Genomic DNA, 16,608 nt, shown 5'->3' on the forward strand with positions numbered 1-16,608 from the left:
TAAGCCCTGTAGCGTACAGGGCCCAGGCTCAAACGGCTTAACGATCACTGTCCAGGTTTTGGGGCGCAGTTCACACTTTTGTGAAGGTAGGAGCCAGCACTCGCTGGCGAACTGTTTCGCCTCCCTTGCGAATCGCTTTTACCCCTTTTCTTACCTAGCTTGCGACCCACGCAACTGGCTCAGACGGCTGCGGGTGCGCGCCAGGTCCCCCACTTCGCAGTCATCCATCACCTCGGCGAACGGCAAGGCGCTGATCAGAAACAACGTGCAGCGCTTGTCATACAGCACATCAATCAGGTTCAAAAAACGCTGCTGGCCAGCGGCGCTGGCGCTGGAGAGGCGAGGCATGTCGTCCAGTACCCAGTGGTCGTAGCACTCGACCAATGCGAGGTAGTCGATGCTTGCCGAGGGGGCTTCGCACAAGTCGGCGAAACGGAAATACAGCGTGCAGGCATCCAGGGCCAGCCCCTTGAGGGTACGACCATTGACGTTAATAGTCCCGGTAGTCACGAGCTGCGTGGGTAAGCCAAGCCGTTGCCGCTGTTCAGGGTCTCCAGGGCTGATAAAGGCTCCTTCGTTAAAGGCATCGGCCGAGGCGTTGTTGCCGGTTCGATAATCCATCTCTCCCGCCAGAGCCCGGATATCCATATGTTGCTCGATCAACTCGATGGTCGGCAAAAAACGCTCGTGGTAGAGAGGATTGGGCAACAGCCCCTGAGGTGGGTAGTTAGAGGTAAGCACCAGCACGCAATGGCGCTTGAACAAAGCTGTGAACAGGCGGCTGATAAGCATCGCATCGCCGATGTCGTGCAGGTGAAATTCATCGAAGCAAAGCAGCCGGCACTCACCCAACAGGCTGTCGAGCGCGTTAGCCATCGCCGCGCCGCTAGCTGCATGATCGAACAGCCGTTGGTGCAGCTCACGGAAAAACGCATGAAAATGCACGCGGCGCTTGTGTTGTAGGGGAATGGCCGCAAAGAACGCATCCACCAAGAAGCTCTTGCCACGGCCCACTGGCCCCCAGAGGTACAGGCTGCGAGGCGTACGGTGCCCCAGTTGCATGAACAACGAAGGGTGGAGCAACGCCTGCGCCATTTCCCCAAGGCGTTGTGCAGCGGCCAACTGGTGGGTATCGAGGCTATAGCCTTTGGCGGCCGCGGCCCCTTTGAGGGCAGTGACCATTTCATGCGCGGGGTAGTGTTTCATGCCATTTCCACTGCAGGCCAGGCTGATTAGGCAGGGTCAAACATTAAAGCCGATCGGCCAACGCCACCAGCACTTTGGCGTTATATCAGGCACCAGGCTTTTTTCCAGCTCAGGCGGCTAGCATTGCTGCGCGGGAATTGCCCACACCCCTGGTAGAGCAGGTAAGCTAGGGGTCTATTTTGCGATGTGACTTGGGCAATGGAATTCAAGGATCTGCGAGACTTCGTGCGGCAGCTGGAACAGCGCGGCGAACTCAAACGCGTCACGGTGCCGGTATCGCCGGTGCTGGAAATGACCGAAATCTGCGACCGCACGCTGCGCAAGCAAGGCCCTGCGTTGCTGTTCGAAAAGCCCACAGGTTTCGATATTCCCGTGTTGGGCAACTTGTTCGGGACCCCCGGCCGAGTGGCGCTGGGCATGGGCGCTGAAAGCGTGAGCGAGCTGCGGGAGATCGGCAAGCTGCTGGCGTTCCTCAAAGAGCCCGAGCCACCCAAGGGGCTAAAGGATGCCTGGTCGAAGTTGCCCATCTTCAAGAAAATCATTTCCATGGCCCCCAAGGTGCTCAAGGATGCGCCCTGCCAGGAAGTCGTGGTAGAAGGCGACGACGTGGACCTGAGCCAGTTGCCGGTCCAGCACTGCTGGCCGGGCGACGTAGCGCCGTTAATCACCTGGGGCCTTACCGTGACCCGCGGGCCGAACAAAGAGCGGCAGAACCTGGGCATCTACCGGCAGCAGGTGATTGGCCGCAACAAGGTCATCATGCGCTGGCTCAGCCACAGGGGCGGCGCCCTGGATTACCGTGAGTGGTGTGAAAAGCACCCCGGCGAACCCTTCCCGGTGGCTGTTGCACTGGGCGCGGACCCGGCAACCATCCTCGGCGCGGTAACGCCAGTGCCCGACAGCCTCTCCGAGTACGCCTTCGCGGGCTTGCTGCGTGGCCATCGTACCGAGTTGATCAAATGCCGCGGCAACAACCTGCAAGTCCCGGCCAGCGCGGAAATTGTACTGGAAGGGGTGATCCATCCAGGTGAACTGGCCGACGAGGGCCCTTATGGGGACCACACTGGGTACTACAACGAAGTGGACCGTTTCCCGGTCTTCACGGTACAGCGTATCACCCACCGCACCCAGCCCATTTACCACAGCACCTATACCGGCCGGCCGCCGGATGAGCCGGCGATTTTGGGCGTGGCGCTGAACGAAGTGTTCGTGCCTATCCTGCAGAAGCAGTTTCCCGAAATCGTGGACTTCTACCTGCCACCGGAAGGCTGTTCCTACCGCATGGCGGTGGTGACCATCAAGAAACAATACCCCGGCCATGCCAAGCGGGTAATGCTGGGTGTGTGGTCATTCCTGCGACAGTTCATGTACACCAAGTTCGTGATCGTGACCGACGATGATATTAATGCCCGCGACTGGAACGATGTGATCTGGGCGGTGACTACCCGTATGGACCCCAAACGGGACACGGTGATGATCGACAATACCCCCATCGATTACCTGGACTTCGCCTCGCCCGTCTCTGGGCTGGGCTCGAAGATGGGCCTGGATGCCACCCATAAGTGGCCCGGTGAAACCACCCGTGAGTGGGGCCGCGTAATCGAAAAGGACCCGGCCATCACCCGCCGCGTGGATGAACTCTGGAACCAGTTGGGAATAGACTGATGCGCGTGACCTTGCAACCTTCGGGCGCCGTACTGGAAGTACAGCCAGGGGAGAAAATTCTCGATGCGGCCCGGCGGTTGGGGTATGAATGCCCTCACAGCTGCCGTAATGGCAACTGCCATGTATGCACGGCCTTGCTGGTGGAGGGCCGGGTTCTGCAGGAAGGCCAGGAGCGGGATCACGGTGAGCTCTACACCTGCATGGCCGAGCCGCTGACTGATTGCGAGCTGCTATGGGATGGTGTGCTGTCTCGCGGCGAGCTGCCCGTGCGGGCCTTTGCTTGCCAACTGATCGAATGCGCCGACATGGGTGGCGATGTGTGGCGGGTGAAACTGCGAGCCCCAGCCGGCAAGCCGCCACGCTACCACGCGGGCCAATACATGCTGATCGAACGGGACGGCACCGACAAGGCGGCCTTCTCTTTAGCCTCCGCGCCCCACGATGGTCGCGATTTGGAGCTGCATATCCTGGGCCGCGAAGAAAGCGCCCTGAATTTGCTGGACCAGCTTCGCCGCGAGGGTATGGCTCGCATAGAGCTGCCCTACGGCGACGCGCACTTGGCGGAACTGCCCGACGGCCCACTGGTGCTCATCGCCGCTGGCACTGGCATGGCGCAGATGCACAGCCTGATCGAGCATTGCCGAGCGCAAGGTTTCAGTCATCCTGTTCATCTGTACTGGGGCGTGCGTCAGCCCAGTGATTTCTATCAGTTGCAACACTGGGAGGAGTGGAAGCAGTTGCCGAATCTGTTCCTGCACCAAGTGGTGAGCGACCTGTGTGGCTGGGAGGGGCGCTGTGGCCTGCTGCACGAAGCCGTGCGGGAAGATATCGAAGACCTTTCAAGTGTTCATGTGTATGCCAGTGGCTCCCCTGGCATGGTGTATGCCACCTTGGACGCCCTTGTGGAGGCGGGGATGGATGCCCATCAAATGCGCGCTGATGTATTCGCGTACGCACCGCGGTCTTGAGCCCTCGCGATAACCGGTAGCTCCGGATGCGACAGGCTTCGGTTAGAGTGGCGGCGAAGCTTTCGTGACACCGGGGTACCCCAACATGTCCGTGATCGAACCAGCTCCCATTAAGCCGCTGGCGTACCCGCCGATACTCGACACGCTTCAGTTGAGCGATGAGCAGCTTGCCTGTTCCTTGGCCGAAACCATGGCGCGTCACCGGGGTGGGCCTGTGTGGCTGTTCGCTTATGGCTCATTGATCTGGCGCCCCGAATGTAGCAGCGTGGAGAGAGTGCGTGCGCGGGTGCATGGCTATCACCGAGGGCTTTACCTATGGAGCCAAGAGCACCGCGGCACGCCTCAAAACCCGGGGCTGGTGTTCGGCCTGGACCGAGGTGGCTCCTGCACTGGCTTCGCTTATCGCCTGCCTGAAGACAACCTGCAAGCTTCCTTGATGGCTTTGTGGAAGCGTGAGATGCCATACCCTTCGTACCGGCCGCATTGGCTCAAGTGCAAGCTAGAGGACGGCAGCAAGGTCCAAGCCTTGGGGTTCGTGCTGGAACGGCACCTGCCTACCTATGCTGGCAATCTGCCAGATGACCTCTTGGTGCAAGTGTTGGCCAGCGCTTGTGGCCGCTCGGGTACCTGTCGTGACTATGTGGAGCAGACCATCACGGCCTTACGTTCCCATGCCATGCCCGACCGTAACCTTGAAGCCCGCTTCAAACGGTGGCTGGAGCTGTCACTTACGCCCGCCAGCGCTATTCCGTCTGAGTTGCTGCCTAACCTTGCCATCTGAATGCAGGGTGCGACCCTAGGCTTTGCACAATCCGGCCGTTATGGGCTATTCCTTTTCCAGTACTGGCCGATAAGCCTAAGCAAGCCCCCCGGCCGGGCATCTGAATGAGGAAAGAATTTGTGAAACCCTGGATCGCTATATTGCTGGCCGCCTGCATACCCTTCGCGGCTCAGGCGAACGAAGGTGGTGAAGCCGCGGAAGGGCCGCCTAAAGTAGTGTATTACTCCCTTAGCCCGCCCCTGGTCGGTAACTACGGCATGGACGGCGGCCCGCGCCTGCATGTGTATAAAGCGGATATTGCTTTTAAGGTCACCGGCCCGGAGGCCCAGGCAGCTCTGAAACACCACGAGCCACTGATCCGTAACCAGCTGGTGCAGCTGTTTAACCAGCAAACCCTAGACTCCCTGAGTAACGGCCAAGCCAAAGAGGCATTGCGTCAAGAAGCGCTCAAACAAACCCAACAGGTGCTTAGCAACGAAGAAGGCAAGCCTGTGGTCGAGGATTTGCTGTTCAATAACTTGATTGTGCAGTGATACAACAACCTGCTGTTATGTCACGGCCTGGCTTATACGCCGGGCTGTTGCAAAGTCGCCCTGAACCTCTAAAAGCCTAGGCTCTCTCAACCTACCTAAGCCCTTTCTATAAGCGAGCGCATTGGTATGCGACACCCTGTGGTTTTTGACGTAAACGAAACGCTACTAGACCTTGCCAGTCTGGACCCTTTCTTTGAAAGGGTGTTTGGTGAAAGCCGCTTGCGCGCTGAATGGTTTCTCACCCTAGAAGAGTGTTGGATGACCAACACCATAACGGGGCAGTACCAGGCTTTTAGCGAATTGGGCCAGGGTGCGTTAAAGATGGTGGGCTTGCGGCATCAAGTAAAGGTAAGCGACGGCGACTGCCACGCGCTGGCCGAAGGGCTCAAATCTCTGCCACCCCACAAGGACGTGCGCCAAGCCCTACAACTGTTGAAAGCCAACGGCTATACACTCATTGCATTGAGCAACGGTGCGCTGGATGCCGTGCAGCAGCAGCTCGCGTGCGCTGGTTTGACTGATTGCTTCGACCACATTATGTCGGCTGGCGAAATCAAGCAGTTCAAACCAGCACGCGAAGCCTATCAAATGGTCGCCCAGCGCTTGGGCATCACCACGAAACAAATGATCATGGTCGCCGCCCACGCGTGGGATATCGCCGGGGCCGCTCATGCCGGCTGCCGAACGGCATTTGTTGAGCGCCCTGGGAAGGTGCTCAATCCGGTTGGGATACAGCCGGATCTAAGTGGGACAGATCTTGGTCACGTAGCCAGGCAGATTGTTGAAGGCAAAGGCTGAAACGCTGGGTTTATCGACGTACTCCACAGGTTGCCTCTCTACCCCAACCCCAACACAGCCGCCCATTGCGCATCGGTGACCGGCATTACGGAAAGTCGACTACCCTTCTTAACCAATGCCAACGCTTCCAAAGCGGCTTGTTGTTTTAGCAGGCCCAAGCTCAGTACCTGAGTGAATGCCTTTTCGAAGGTAACGTCTAAGGCCAGCCAGGGGTTTTTGTCTTCGGTGGCTTTGGGGTCGTGATAAGGGCTTTGAGGGTCAAGGGCGGCAGGGTCGGGATAGGGTTGGCTGTCGATGCGGGCGATGCCGGCAATACCTGGCTCCGGGCAGCTGGAGTGATAGAAAAAGAACAGGTCACCTGGTTGCATGGTCCTAATGAAATTGCGTGCCTGATAGTTGCGCACGCCATCCCAGCGAGCGCCGCCTTGTTGGGCCAGGTCGGTGATAGAGAGTTCATCGGGCTCGGATTTCATCAGCCAGTAGGCCATGGGGCAGGGCGTCCTTTGAGGTTCTAATCACAGGGAAGTGTTACAGCATTGCGCTACCCGACAAGGCGTTGCAATCAGCGTTTGCATGTGACCGAAAGCTGTCGGAGAATGCGCGCATTTTAAGCCAAGGCCCCAATACACAGGGCCTTAAGCCATCATTCATGTGTATACCGGGTGCCTGTGGGGGGCCAATAATGCGGGGTAAAAAACCAGATCTGCTATGGGTGCTCGTGTTCCTGTTTGGCTTGGGTGTAGTCACTACCGGCTACGCGCAAAGTTTTTGGGACCGCGTCGACAGCGAGCCTGTGCAAGCCAATTACGCGGTACCTTTACGCTAAGCCTCATGTACGCGAAACATCTTGGCTTTTTTAGCGCGCTATGTACCACCGCTTATCCGTGACCGTGCCGTTTAGGGGCACATCCCACCCGGCCTGTTCCAACCGGTCCACTTTCTGACACTCATGTGCCAGGCCCAGCAGGGTTGGTTTGAACCAGGTAGTGCGCCGCGCACGGTAGGCCAGGCTGCGGTCATAAAAGCCGCCGCCCATGCCCAGGCGATTGCCGACGTCGTCGAACCCTACCAAGGGCAATAACACCAAGTCCAATGTCCATACCCGTCGCTGCTGACGCACGCGCTTGATTGGCTCGGCAATTCGAAAGCGATTGGCGCGCAAGCGGTCTCCCGAGCGCACGCGCTGGAATACCATCTTGGTTCGCGGCCACGCGCTCAGTACAGGCAAATAGGTGTGCTTACCGCGTTTCTGCGCGCAGCGCAGCAAGGGCCGGGGGTCGATTTCGCCGTCGTTGGGCAGGTACAGCGCAATGCTGCGCGCTCGGCGGAACGAAGGGTGTTGGCTGAGTTGCCGGTACAGGCCGCGCGCGGCGGCCCGCTGTTGGGCAAGCGGCAAGGCCTTGCGTGTTTGACGCAGGGTTTTGCGCAATTGGGCGCGGCTGAGGTTGGATGCTTCGATCATGCGAGCAGGCTCCAGGTAAGGCGCGGGAGCCCGTGATGCCCCAAGGCAGGGGCAAAGAAGGGTGCTCCCCGACGAACCGCTGTCGGTGTAGCCCTTGAACCCGAAAGTTCAAGGTGGAGATTGCAGGAGGCTTTTAGGCTTTCCGTCGAGCGGACATGCACACCAGCCCCAACGTGCAACTTCCGTGGTTGTGCGTATCGGCTCAGGGACATGACCGACTGGCGCGCACTCCAGGGAGCGGGACCGAGTATACCCCAAACCATACGTGCTAATCAGCCCTTGGTGGCCACCTGACTAGTGGCAAGGGCCAGATCGACCCGCTCCAGCAGGTTGCGTACCTGTTCACGGGTGGCGCCGCTGGGCTGGGCTTCGCTGGCTTCCTTGCGGTGCAACAAATCGTGAGTGATGTTCAGCGCCGCCATTACGGCGATCCGGTCGGCGCCGATGACTTTGCCGCCACTGCGGATGTCCCGCATCTTGCCATCCAGGTAGCGCGCGGCGCTGATCAGGTTGCCACGCTCCTCGGGTGGACACATGATCGAGTACTCCTTGTCCAGGATATGCACGGTGACGCTATTGCTCGAACTCATCAGTCTTGCTCCAGGGCCTTGAGGCGCACGATCATCGACTCAACCTTGCGGCGGGCGACTTCGTTTTTCTCGATAAGGTAGGCACGTTCCTCCCGCCAGGTTCTTTCCTGGGCGAGGAGGAGGGCGTTTTGGCGATTCAGGTGCTCGACGCGTTCGATCAGTAATTCGATCTTGCCCATCAGCGCTTGCAGGTCATTCTGTTCCATGGGTGGGCGGCTACGATGTCCTGGTAATGGGGCGTGTGTGAGCGAAAGCAGGCCACAACGCGGGCCGGCGGTTGCGTCGATGGTCTTGGCGTACCTGCCGGTGTAGGATACGAAGCCTTCATTCTAGACATTGCGCCGCTCGGCGCCTAGCCGCCTATGCCCAACCCTAGTTCGCCGTATACCGCTTTCGCCGCCTTGCTCGCTGACAATGGCTACCCAGTGTCCCCCGCCGAATTGCATGGCCTGTTGCTGGGCCGTAGCTGCGCCGGTGCCGGTTTCGACCTTGCCCCCTGGCTGGAAGACGCCGTCGAGGTGCTGGGCGCGCCCGCTGATGGCAACGTTCGCCAGGCGCTGGTAGGCCTACAGGAAATGGTCAAGGCCGAGCTCACCAGCACGGATGTGACCGTGGTCTTGCTGCTCCCAAGTGACGACCTTCCCCTGACCGAACGGGCAGTCGCCTTGGGCCAATGGTGCCAGGGTTTCCTTACCGGGTTCGGTCTGGCCGCCGGTGGCGCCTCGCTCAGCCAGGAGGCCAAGGAAGTGCTCCAAGACCTGGCCGCTATCGCCCAGGTACAGGATGCGCTGGAGGAGTCCGAAGACGGCGAAACCGACTACATGGAAGTGATGGAGTACATGCGTGTGGCCCCGCTGCTGCTTTACTCCGAGCTTGCCAAGCCTACCGAGCCTGCGCCCAAGCCTTCCCTGCACTGATCGTCACCGGAGCCGCGCCGCATGGTCCAGATTCCCAAGTCCGAATATGCCCGTCGGCGCAAGGCCCTGATGGCTCAGATGGTGCCCAATAGCATCGCGATCCTGCCCGCCGCCACGGTGACTATTCGTAACCGTGACGTTGAACATGCCTACCGCCAGGACAGTGACTTCCAGTACTTGAGCGGCTTTGGTGAGCCGGAGGCAGTTATCGCGCTTATTCCAGGGCGAGAGCATGGCGAATATGTACTGTTTTGCCGGGAGCGGGACCCGCAGCGCGAGTTGTGGGATGGCCTGCGGGCAGGGCAGGAAGGGGCGATTCGTGACTACGGCGCCGACGATGCCTTTCCTATCACCGACATCGACGACATTTTACCGGGGCTGATCGAAGGGCGTGACCGTGTGTATACGGCCATGGGTAGCCATCCCGAATTCGACCGGCACCTGATGGAGTGGGTGAATCAGATTCGCTCGAAGGCCAACCTGGGTGCGCAGCCACCTAAAGAATTCGTGGCGCTGGACCATCTGCTCCACGACATGCGGCTGTACAAATCCGCCGCGGAGGTCAAGGTCATGCGGGAGGCGGCGGCGATTTCTGCCCGGGCCCACGCGCGCGCGATGCAAGCCGCCCGCCCTGGGTTGCATGAATACAGCCTCGAAGCCGAGCTTGATTATGAATTCCGCCGTGGCGGCGCGCGCTTGACGGCCTATGGTTCCATCGTGGCCGCTGGCCGGAATACCTGCATTTTGCATTACCAGGAAAACACCGCCCCGCTGCGTGACGGTGACCTGGTACTAATAGACGCGGGCTGCGAACTCGACTGCTATGCCAGTGACATCACCCGCACCTTTCCCGTCAATGGAACCTTCTCGCCTGAGCAACGGGCCATTTATGAGATCGTGCTGGAGGCCCAGCAAGCGGCGTTCGCTCAGATTGCGCCAGGCAAGCATTGGAACCAGGCCCACGAAGCCACCGTGCGAGTGATCACCGAAGGGCTGGTGCGCCTTGGCCTGCTGCTGGGCGATGTGGATGAACTCATCGCGGCCGAGGCCCATCGTGCTTTCTACATGCACCGCGCTGGCCACTGGCTGGGGCTGGATGTGCATGACGTGGGGGAGTACAAGGTGGGCGGCGAGTGGCGAGTGCTGGAGGCGGGCATGGCGCTAACGGTCGAGCCAGGCATTTACATCTCGCCGCAAAATGAGCAGATACCCAAGAAGTGGCGAGGCATCGGCGTGCGCATCGAGGATGACGTTGTCGTCACCCGTACCGGTTGCGAAATTATTACCGCTGGCGTTCCTAAGGACGTGGATGAAATCGAAGCCCTGATGGCCTCTGCCCGGGAGGCTTTGGCATGACCCGTTACGAAATCGCGATCATCGGTGGAGGGCTGGTGGGCGCTAGCCTGGCGCTGGCGTTGCAGCCCCTGGCCCGTGAGCGTGGCTGGCATATCTTGCTGATCGAGCCTTTCGCCCCTGGGCAGGCTTACCAGCCCAGCTACGATGCGCGTAGTTCGGCGTTGTCCTACGGCACGCGGCTGATTTACGAACACTTGGGCGTATGGGCGCCTATCGCCCAGCGCGCCGAACCGATTCGCCAGATTCATGTATCCGATCGGGGCCGTTTTGGTGCCACCCTGCTGGACGCCGCTCAAGAGGGCGTGCCCGCCTTGGGCTATGTGGTAGAGAATGCCTGGCTGGGGCAATGCCTATGGGCTGCCCTGGATGCCTCGGTGGTCAGCCGTCGTTGCCCAGCCGAAGTGGTGGCCATGAGCGCCGAGGCCGGCGGGTACAGGCTTACCCTCGCCGATGAAAGCCAACTGGATTGTGGCCTGGCGGTACTGGCCGACGGTGGGCGCTCTGGCCTGCGGGCGCAGCTGGGCGTAGACGTGAACCTGCGTACCTATGATCAAACCGCGCTGATCGCCAATGTAAGCTTCGACCAGCCCCACGGGGGCCAGGCCTTCGAGCGTTTCACCGACGAGGGCCCATTAGCGTTGCTGCCCTTGGCCGATAGTCGCTGCGCGCTGGTGTGGACGCGCAAGCCTGCCGAGGCCGAAGCCTTGAGAAGCCTGCCCGACGCGGCCTTTCTGGCACAGTTGCAACGCAGCTTCGGCTACCGCCTAGGCAGCCTACGGCAAGTGGGCGCGCGCAGCCTGTACCCTCTGGCGCTGACCGAGGCACGCGAGCAAGTGCGGCCTAACCTGGTGCTGTTGGGGAACGCTGCTCACAGCCTGCACCCCATTGCCGGGCAGGGTTTCAACCTGTCGTTGCGGGACGTTCAGGCCCTGGCACAGGCGTTGCGCGCCAGCGATGAGGCACCCGGCGCTTTAAGTAACCTGCGCGATTACCTCGCCGCGCAGCAGCGTGACCAGCAGTGGACCGTAGGGTTTTCTGATCAAGTGACCCGATTGTTTTCCCAGCCAGGCCGCTGGGTAGCCCACGGGCGCAACCTGGGCTTGCTGGGGCTAGACCTGTTCCCGCCCGCCCGCCACTGGTTCGCCCGTCAAGCCATGGGTTTGGGTAGCGGTGCCGGGTCCCAGGGAGGTCAGTAAGCGTGCAATCCACTAAAGGCAGTCAGCCCATGGAAGTAACAGCAGACCTGGCCATTGTCGGCGCAGGCATGGTCGGCAGCACCCTGGCCTTGGCGTTGGCAGGCAGCGGCCTGAAGGTTATGGTCATTGATGGCGGCGACCTGCGGGCTCGATCATTCGACCCGAAGGCGGCGTTCGAGCCTCGGGTCAGCGCATTGTCCGCAGCCAGCCAGCGGATATTCCAGCGCCTGGGCGTTTGGCCCACCATGCAAGCACAGCGGGTGAGCCCATACACTGATATGCAGGTGTGGGACGGTAGCGGTACCGGGGCGGTGCATTTCAGCGCGGCCAATGTGCATGCTCTGGTGCTGGGCCACATTGTGGAAAACAGCGTAGTGCAAGATGCCTTGATCCAGGCATTGCGCGAAGGGGATACCCACCTGCTGAGCGGTGCGCGGGTAGAACAGATCCGCCATTCCGGGAACGACCGCCTGCTCAGCCTGGTAGACGGCACCCAAGTGCGTACCCCTTTAGTGGTTGCCGCCGACGGTGCTCATTCGGCGATCCGCCGGTTGGCCGGTTGCGAAACGCGGGAGTGGGATTACCTGCACCACGCCATCGTGACCAGCGTTCAAACCCAGTACAGCAACCGCGCTACGGCCTGGCAACGTTTCAGTGATGATGGCCCCTTGGCCTTTTTGCCTTTGCAGGGCGGCGGCCCAGAGCATTGGTCTTCCATTGTGTGGTCTACTACGCCTGAGCAAGCCAAGCACTTGATGGCGCTGGATACCCCCGCGTTCTGCGCCGCGCTGGGCGCTGCCTTCGAGTATCGACTGGGCCCAGTATTGGCCGCCGATCCTCGCCTTTGCATTCCCCTGCGTCAGCGTCACGCCAAGCGCTATGTAGAGCCTGGTTTAGCGTTGATCGGCGATGCGGCGCATACCATCCATCCGTTGGCCGGGCAGGGTGTCAATTTGGGGCTGCTGGACGCCGCCGTGTTGGCCGAGGTGCTGCTACGAGCGCATCAGCGGGGTGAGCCTTTGGCCAGCGTGCGTGTGCTCAGCCGATACGAACGGCGGCGCATGCCCCACAACCTGGCCCTGATGGCGGCCATGGAAGGGTTCGAGCGGCTGTTCCAGGCCGACCCCTTGCCCCTGCGCTGGCTTCGCAATACAGGCCTGTCACTGGTCGAAGGGCTGCCCGATGCCAAGGCCCTGTTCGTGCGGCAGGCGCTGGGCCTGAGCGGGGACCTGCCAGCCTTGGCACAGGTTATCGATCCTTCGCATTAGCCTTGGGAGTTGGGCACTGGCGGAGGTGCCAGGGTGTCAGGGTGCGGGATGAAGGCTACAATGCGCCGCATTCGGAGCGCTGGGAAGGAGAACCCCATGGGACTGCGCACGCCGCTGTACGATCAACACGTGGCCCTAGGCGCCAAGATGGTCGATTTTAGCGGTTGGGAAATGCCACTGCACTACGGCTCACAGGTGGAGGAACACCACGAGGTACGCCAGGGATGCGGCGTGTTCGACGTGTCCCATGTGGCCGTGGTCGATATCGAGGGCCGCGAAGCCTACCCCTGGCTGCGGCGCATGCTGGCTAACGACGTTGAGCAACTGGCCCGCCCAGGGCAGGCGCTGTATAGCACCATGCTCAATCTCACAGGCGGCGTTATCGATGACCTGATCGTTTACCGGCGCGAGCAAGGGTACCGTTTGGTAGTGAACGCGGCGACCCGAAACAAAGACCTCGCCTGGCTTCGCACTCACGCACAAGGCGCCAGCGTGCAAGTGATCGAGCAGCCAGACATGGCCATTCTGGCTATCCAGGGCCCTACCGCTCGAAAAAGGACCGCAGCCTTGCTAGGTGGAGCCCGGGCTACCTTAATCGATAACCTGCAGCCCTTCGAGGCAGGCGAACACAACGGTTGGTTTATCGCCCGAACCGGCTATACCGGCGAAGACGGCATTGAAGTATTTCTTCCCTCCAGCCAGGTATGCGAGCTATTCAATGAATTGCTAGGCGCGGGAATTTCCCCCATCGGCCTCGGTGCTCGCGACACCTTGAGGCTGGAAGCCGGGCTGAACCTCTATGGTCATGAGTTGGACGAGGCACACTCACCCTTGGTGTCCAATCTGGGTTGGACCGTGGCGCTAGAGCCTACCGATCGAGCGTTCAACGGCCGCCGGGCTTTGGAAGCAGAACGCGTTGCCGGCCCGGCTTCCCGGCTAGTGGGGTTGGTGATGGAAGAGCGTGGCGTGCTGCGTGCTCATCAAGTAGTACGCCTGGATACTCAAGAAGGGGCCATTACCAGTGGAGGTTTTTCACCTACGCTCAACAAGTCCATCGCATTGGCGCGGGTCCCTCTCCCAGCCCCTGAACGCGCTGAAGTGGAAATTCGTGGCAAGTGGTACCCTGTGCGAGTGGTTAAACCCACCTTCGTGCGGCACGGCACAATACTAATCTGACCACAAACCGTGGCACTCCCCCGTCGACCTTTTGAGGACAACCCATGAGCAATATCCCCGCCGATCTTCGTTACGCCGAAAGCCACGAATGGGCTCGTTTGGAGGCCGATGGCATTGTGATTGTCGGTATTTCCGACCATGCTCAGGAAGCCTTGGGCGACGTTGTGTTCATTGAGCTGCCGGAAGTTGGGAAAGCAGTGACCGCTGGGGATCAAGTGGCGGTAGTCGAGTCGGTCAAGGCCGCTTCGGACATTTATGCGCCCGTCAGCGGTGAGGTGGTCGAGGTTAACGAGACTCTGGCCGATGAGCCGGAATTGGTTAACGGCGAACCCTACGAGGCGTGGTTCTTCAAGCTAAAGGTGACTGACGCCACTGAACTTGAAAAGCTCTTGGATGCTGCCGGGTACAAGGCCGTGATCGGAGAGTAAACCCGTTGTAATCCACGGGTTGGTGGGCGGGCGGGTAAACAGAAAATCTCTTGTTATACCCGCTACACCACCGTTTCAAACGCGTTACTCGGCTACTGCATTCTTGGCCAAAATGGCATTGGCCAGGTCCATGTCGGACGCCTGCATACCAGGGTTCTGAGTACGCAGCTGGGCAATGGCGGCTTCCAGATAGGGGCCACGGATTTCACCGTTGCTGGCGACGAAGCTGCCAGCGTCGTCTTGGGTCGCGACTACCAATTTATGGTCTTTGGAAGTCAGGTAAGTAGAGCCAGTAGTAGCGCCTGAAGACAGTACGTTGCGCCAGAAGGGATCTGCCATGGCCGAAGCCAGCGGCAAAGAGGCCAGCGCAAGGGTTGCTACAACGTATTTGACACGCATGACAGCATACTCCGAGTGTGTGTTGTTCAGCTGGTTTGATCGCCTGCATAAAGGCGGAGTTCCCAGGTTGCCCCTGTCACAACCCCTCTATAACGCGGCAGGCGCTACGCGTAGGGCCTCAGACAAACTGGTTCGCCCGGTTTCTACCAAGTGGCTAGCTGCCAGGCGCAATGGGCGCATGCCGGCTTCACAAGCCAAACGGCGCAGGGTGGCCAGGTCTGACTCGGGCCCGATGGCTGCGTTTAATGGGCTGCTGAGGACCATCAACTCGTAAATACCCGCGCGGCCTTTATAGCCAGTACCGCCGCATAATTCACAGCCCTGGGGTTCGTATACCGTTGCGGCCGGCCGGTCGGCTTCGCCACCCATCAATGCCAGCCAAGCGTCCGCGACTTCGGCTTGAGGTGTTTTACAAGCTGTGCATAGCAGCCTCAATAGCCGTTGTGCCATCACCCCTAGTAACGTGGCCCTGATCAAGTACCCGGGTACGCCCAACTCCAGTAGGCGAGTAACGGCGCCAGCGGCATCGTTGGTATGCAGCGTAGAGAGCACCAGGTGGCCAGTAAGCGCTGCCTGCACTGCCATGTTGGCGGTTTGGCTGTCGCGTATCTCACCGATCATGATGATGTCCGGATCTTGCCGCAGCAGTGCCTGCACCCCTTCGGCAAAGCCCAAATCAATGGCGGGCCGTACTTGCATCTGGTTGAAGGCAGGCTCGACCATCTCGATCGGGTCCTCCAGTGTGCACAGATTGACCCCGCGCTTGGCAAGGCGATGCAGGCTGGCATAGAGCGTGGTGGTTTTGCCTGAACCCGTTGGCCCAGTGACCAGTATGATCCCGTGGGGCCGGGCGAGAAGGGCCTCCCAGCGCTGCAAATCGCTGGGCGCCAGCCCCAAGGCTGGCAGGCCCTGGCTCAGTACCGCAGGGTTGAAGATACGCATCACCAGCTTCTCCCCGAAAGCGGTCGGCAATGTAGCCAGGCGCAGCTCCATGGTAGCGCCGCAGGGGCGCTGCGTTTTCATGCGGCCGTCTTGAGGCTTGCGTTTTTCCGCAACGTTCATGCGCCCTAGGGACTTAAGCCGGCTGATAACGGCAAGGGTGACTTGTGCCGGCAGGCGATAGGCATCTCGCAGCTCGCCATCAATGCGCAGCCGGATATCTCCATGTTCGCGCCTGGGCTCGATATGGATATCGCTAGCCCCTTGTTCGAACGCGTATTTGAGCAGCCAGTCCACGATCTTTATCACGGGTGCATCGTACGTGGTGGCGGCTTCACTAATGCCTTGAACCTGTACCAGTTGCTCGAAAGAGGCCCCTGCGCCCGTGCCCAGGGTGGCGCTATTGGCGCCACGCACGGACTGGGCCAGCTGAAATAACTCGCTGATCAGCCGCCGAAGCTGCACTGGATTGGCGATTACCCGGTGCAGGCGCTTGTTGCAGGTATGGGCAAGGTCCGCCTCCCAAGCGCGCATGAAGGGCTCGGCGCAAGCTATGGTGAGGCTGTGCTCATCACCGTCGACCACGAGGATTTGATGGTGCCGTGCGAAGGCTTCCGACATGCTGCCGGTTGCCAGTTGGGTATCGAGCTTGAGTGGGTCCAGCCGCAAGTAGGGTAAGCCCAAGTCGGCCGCGAGCCAGGCGCACAACGGCTCCAGCTTAAGAAATTCGCCTGGCGCGGCAAGGTCTTCAAGCCCAAGCCCGGCGATATATTCCAAAGGATGGCCGCTGGGCGAGTCTGCCCTGCGTGCGAGGGCGTATTTCGCGGCGCTGGGAGATAGGCGCTGTTGACGAACCAGCCCTTGAAGCAACTCGGCGAGTTCGAGTGGGCGGTGCTCGACGGAGTTAACGATAACCATGCTGCGCG

At 60.3% G+C, this 16,608-nt stretch carries 18 protein-coding genes and 1 other RNA gene; 11 read left to right on the plus strand and 8 right to left on the minus strand.

Annotated elements, in window-relative coordinates:
* Positions 1 to 150: 150 nt before the first annotated feature.
* Positions 151 to 1,206 carry a cell division protein ZapE gene (zapE, locus tag ACWKV4_RS20140; RefSeq protein ID WP_483834001.1) on the minus strand — a complete coding sequence of 352 codons (1,056 nt, stop codon included), beginning with the start codon at positions 1,204 to 1,206 and terminating at the stop codon, positions 151 to 153.
* Between the two features lie 198 nt (positions 1,207 to 1,404).
* Between zapE and ubiD the strand changes: the two genes are divergently transcribed.
* The 5 genes from ubiD to ACWKV4_RS20165 all read left to right on the plus strand — a co-directional run bounded on the left by ubiD (position 1,405) and on the right by ACWKV4_RS20165 (position 5,951).
* Positions 1,405 to 2,871 (plus strand): 4-hydroxy-3-polyprenylbenzoate decarboxylase, encoded by a 1,467-nt coding sequence (gene ubiD / locus ACWKV4_RS20145; protein ID WP_483834000.1) that lies wholly within the window; start codon positions 1,405 to 1,407, stop codon positions 2,869 to 2,871.
* The gene (locus ACWKV4_RS20150) at positions 2,871 to 3,839 is read left to right on the plus strand and encodes a CDP-6-deoxy-delta-3,4-glucoseen reductase (protein WP_483833999.1); all 969 of its coding nucleotides are present in this window, start codon (positions 2,871 to 2,873) and stop codon (positions 3,837 to 3,839) included. Before ubiD ends, ACWKV4_RS20150 begins: the two co-directional genes overlap by 1 nt.
* A gap of 85 nt (positions 3,840 to 3,924) precedes the next feature.
* Positions 3,925 to 4,620 carry a gamma-glutamylcyclotransferase gene (locus tag ACWKV4_RS20155; protein WP_483833998.1) on the plus strand — a complete coding sequence of 232 codons (696 nt, stop codon included), beginning with the start codon at positions 3,925 to 3,927 and terminating at the stop codon, positions 4,618 to 4,620.
* A gap of 119 nt (positions 4,621 to 4,739) precedes the next feature.
* Positions 4,740 to 5,153 (plus strand): flagellar basal body-associated protein FliL, encoded by a 414-nt coding sequence (locus tag ACWKV4_RS20160; RefSeq protein WP_483833997.1) that lies wholly within the window; start codon positions 4,740 to 4,742, stop codon positions 5,151 to 5,153.
* A gap of 126 nt (positions 5,154 to 5,279) precedes the next feature.
* Positions 5,280 to 5,951 (plus strand): haloacid dehalogenase type II, encoded by a 672-nt coding sequence (locus ACWKV4_RS20165; RefSeq protein WP_483833996.1) that lies wholly within the window; start codon positions 5,280 to 5,282, stop codon positions 5,949 to 5,951.
* Between the two features lie 38 nt (positions 5,952 to 5,989).
* On the opposite strand, the gene ACWKV4_RS20170 is transcribed toward ACWKV4_RS20165, so the two are convergent.
* The 5 genes from ACWKV4_RS20170 to ACWKV4_RS20190 form a co-directional block, all read right to left on the minus strand.
* Positions 5,990 to 6,439: an EVE domain-containing protein gene (locus tag ACWKV4_RS20170; protein WP_483833995.1), complete on the minus strand. Its 450-nt coding sequence runs from the start codon at positions 6,437 to 6,439 to the stop codon at positions 5,990 to 5,992.
* A gap of 368 nt (positions 6,440 to 6,807) precedes the next feature.
* On the minus strand, positions 6,808 to 7,413 hold the full coding sequence (locus ACWKV4_RS20175; RefSeq protein WP_483833994.1) for a 5-formyltetrahydrofolate cyclo-ligase: 606 nt from the start codon (positions 7,411 to 7,413) through the stop codon (positions 6,808 to 6,810).
* A 61-nt stretch (positions 7,414 to 7,474) separates the two neighbouring features.
* A non-coding RNA gene (gene ssrS, locus ACWKV4_RS20180) (6S RNA) lies at positions 7,475 to 7,653 on the minus strand.
* A 32-nt stretch (positions 7,654 to 7,685) separates the two neighbouring features.
* The gene (gene zapA, locus ACWKV4_RS20185) at positions 7,686 to 8,003 is read right to left on the minus strand and encodes a cell division protein ZapA (protein WP_483833993.1); all 318 of its coding nucleotides are present in this window, start codon (positions 8,001 to 8,003) and stop codon (positions 7,686 to 7,688) included.
* Positions 8,003 to 8,209 (minus strand): TIGR02449 family protein, encoded by a 207-nt coding sequence (locus ACWKV4_RS20190; protein WP_483833992.1) that lies wholly within the window; start codon positions 8,207 to 8,209, stop codon positions 8,003 to 8,005. Before ACWKV4_RS20190 ends, zapA begins: the two co-directional genes overlap by 1 nt.
* A gap of 156 nt (positions 8,210 to 8,365) precedes the next feature.
* On the opposite strand from ACWKV4_RS20190, the gene ACWKV4_RS20195 reads away from it, so the two are divergent.
* The 6 genes from ACWKV4_RS20195 to gcvH all read left to right on the plus strand — a co-directional run bounded on the left by ACWKV4_RS20195 (position 8,366) and on the right by gcvH (position 14,344).
* On the plus strand, positions 8,366 to 8,920 hold the full coding sequence (locus tag ACWKV4_RS20195) for a YecA/YgfB family protein (protein WP_483833991.1): 555 nt from the start codon (positions 8,366 to 8,368) through the stop codon (positions 8,918 to 8,920).
* Positions 8,921 to 8,941: 21 nt separating this feature from the next.
* Entirely contained in the window at positions 8,942 to 10,276 is a 1,335-nt protein-coding gene (gene pepP / locus ACWKV4_RS20200) for a Xaa-Pro aminopeptidase (RefSeq protein WP_483833990.1), read from the plus strand.
* Complete coding sequence (gene ubiH, locus ACWKV4_RS20205) at positions 10,273 to 11,472, plus strand: 2-octaprenyl-6-methoxyphenyl hydroxylase (RefSeq protein ID WP_483833989.1); 1,200 nt, start codon at positions 10,273 to 10,275, stop codon at positions 11,470 to 11,472. Before pepP ends, ubiH begins: the two co-directional genes overlap by 4 nt.
* 29 nt (positions 11,473 to 11,501) lie before the next feature.
* Complete coding sequence (locus ACWKV4_RS20210) at positions 11,502 to 12,740, plus strand: 2-octaprenyl-3-methyl-6-methoxy-1,4-benzoquinol hydroxylase (RefSeq protein WP_483833988.1); 1,239 nt, start codon at positions 11,502 to 11,504, stop codon at positions 12,738 to 12,740.
* A 96-nt stretch (positions 12,741 to 12,836) separates the two neighbouring features.
* The gene (gene gcvT / locus ACWKV4_RS20215) at positions 12,837 to 13,916 is read left to right on the plus strand and encodes a glycine cleavage system aminomethyltransferase GcvT (protein WP_483833987.1); all 1,080 of its coding nucleotides are present in this window, start codon (positions 12,837 to 12,839) and stop codon (positions 13,914 to 13,916) included.
* 44 nt (positions 13,917 to 13,960) lie between these two features.
* On the plus strand, positions 13,961 to 14,344 hold the full coding sequence (gene gcvH / locus ACWKV4_RS20220; protein WP_483833986.1) for a glycine cleavage system protein GcvH: 384 nt from the start codon (positions 13,961 to 13,963) through the stop codon (positions 14,342 to 14,344).
* 84 nt (positions 14,345 to 14,428) lie between these two features.
* Here gcvH and ACWKV4_RS20225 read toward each other — a convergent pair whose 3' ends face one another.
* Entirely contained in the window at positions 14,429 to 14,743 is a 315-nt protein-coding gene (locus ACWKV4_RS20225) for a DUF2388 domain-containing protein (RefSeq protein ID WP_483833985.1), read from the minus strand.
* A gap of 87 nt (positions 14,744 to 14,830) precedes the next feature.
* Positions 14,831 to 16,600, minus strand: a complete 1,770-nt coding sequence (locus ACWKV4_RS20230) for a GspE/PulE family protein (protein ID WP_483833984.1) — start codon at positions 16,598 to 16,600, stop codon at positions 14,831 to 14,833.
* Positions 16,601 to 16,608: the final 8 nt, after the last annotated feature.

Source organism: Pseudomonas artemisiae (genome assembly GCF_057128685.1).

Excerpts from the sequence above, each read along its gene's own strand:
- ACWKV4_RS20190 (WP_483833992.1), bottom strand. The coding sequence starts at position 8,209 with ATGGAACAGAATGACCTGCAAGCGCTGATGGGCAAGATCGAATTACTG.
- ACWKV4_RS20175 (WP_483833994.1), bottom strand. The coding sequence starts at position 7,413 with ATGATCGAAGCATCCAACCTCAGCCGCGCCCAATTGCGCAAAACCCTG.
- zapE (WP_483834001.1), bottom strand. The coding sequence starts at position 1,206 with ATGAAACACTACCCCGCGCATGAAATGGTCACTGCCCTCAAAGGGGCC.
- ACWKV4_RS20170 (WP_483833995.1), bottom strand. The coding sequence starts at position 6,439 with ATGGCCTACTGGCTGATGAAATCCGAGCCCGATGAACTCTCTATCACC.
- ACWKV4_RS20210 (WP_483833988.1), top strand. The coding sequence starts at position 11,502 with ATGGAAGTAACAGCAGACCTGGCCATTGTCGGCGCAGGCATGGTCGGC.
- gcvT (WP_483833987.1), top strand. The coding sequence starts at position 12,837 with ATGGGACTGCGCACGCCGCTGTACGATCAACACGTGGCCCTAGGCGCC.
- ACWKV4_RS20225 (WP_483833985.1), bottom strand. The coding sequence starts at position 14,743 with ATGCGTGTCAAATACGTTGTAGCAACCCTTGCGCTGGCCTCTTTGCCG.
- ACWKV4_RS20195 (WP_483833991.1), top strand. The coding sequence starts at position 8,366 with ATGCCCAACCCTAGTTCGCCGTATACCGCTTTCGCCGCCTTGCTCGCT.
- zapA (WP_483833993.1), bottom strand. The coding sequence starts at position 8,003 with ATGAGTTCGAGCAATAGCGTCACCGTGCATATCCTGGACAAGGAGTAC.
- ACWKV4_RS20230 (WP_483833984.1), bottom strand. The coding sequence starts at position 16,600 with ATGGTTATCGTTAACTCCGTCGAGCACCGCCCACTCGAACTCGCCGAG.
- ACWKV4_RS20165 (WP_483833996.1), top strand. The coding sequence starts at position 5,280 with ATGCGACACCCTGTGGTTTTTGACGTAAACGAAACGCTACTAGACCTT.
- ubiH (WP_483833989.1), top strand. The coding sequence starts at position 10,273 with ATGACCCGTTACGAAATCGCGATCATCGGTGGAGGGCTGGTGGGCGCT.
- ACWKV4_RS20155 (WP_483833998.1), top strand. The coding sequence starts at position 3,925 with ATGTCCGTGATCGAACCAGCTCCCATTAAGCCGCTGGCGTACCCGCCG.
- pepP (WP_483833990.1), top strand. The coding sequence starts at position 8,942 with ATGGTCCAGATTCCCAAGTCCGAATATGCCCGTCGGCGCAAGGCCCTG.
- gcvH (WP_483833986.1), top strand. The coding sequence starts at position 13,961 with ATGAGCAATATCCCCGCCGATCTTCGTTACGCCGAAAGCCACGAATGG.
- ubiD (WP_483834000.1), top strand. The coding sequence starts at position 1,405 with ATGGAATTCAAGGATCTGCGAGACTTCGTGCGGCAGCTGGAACAGCGC.
- ACWKV4_RS20150 (WP_483833999.1), top strand. The coding sequence starts at position 2,871 with ATGCGCGTGACCTTGCAACCTTCGGGCGCCGTACTGGAAGTACAGCCA.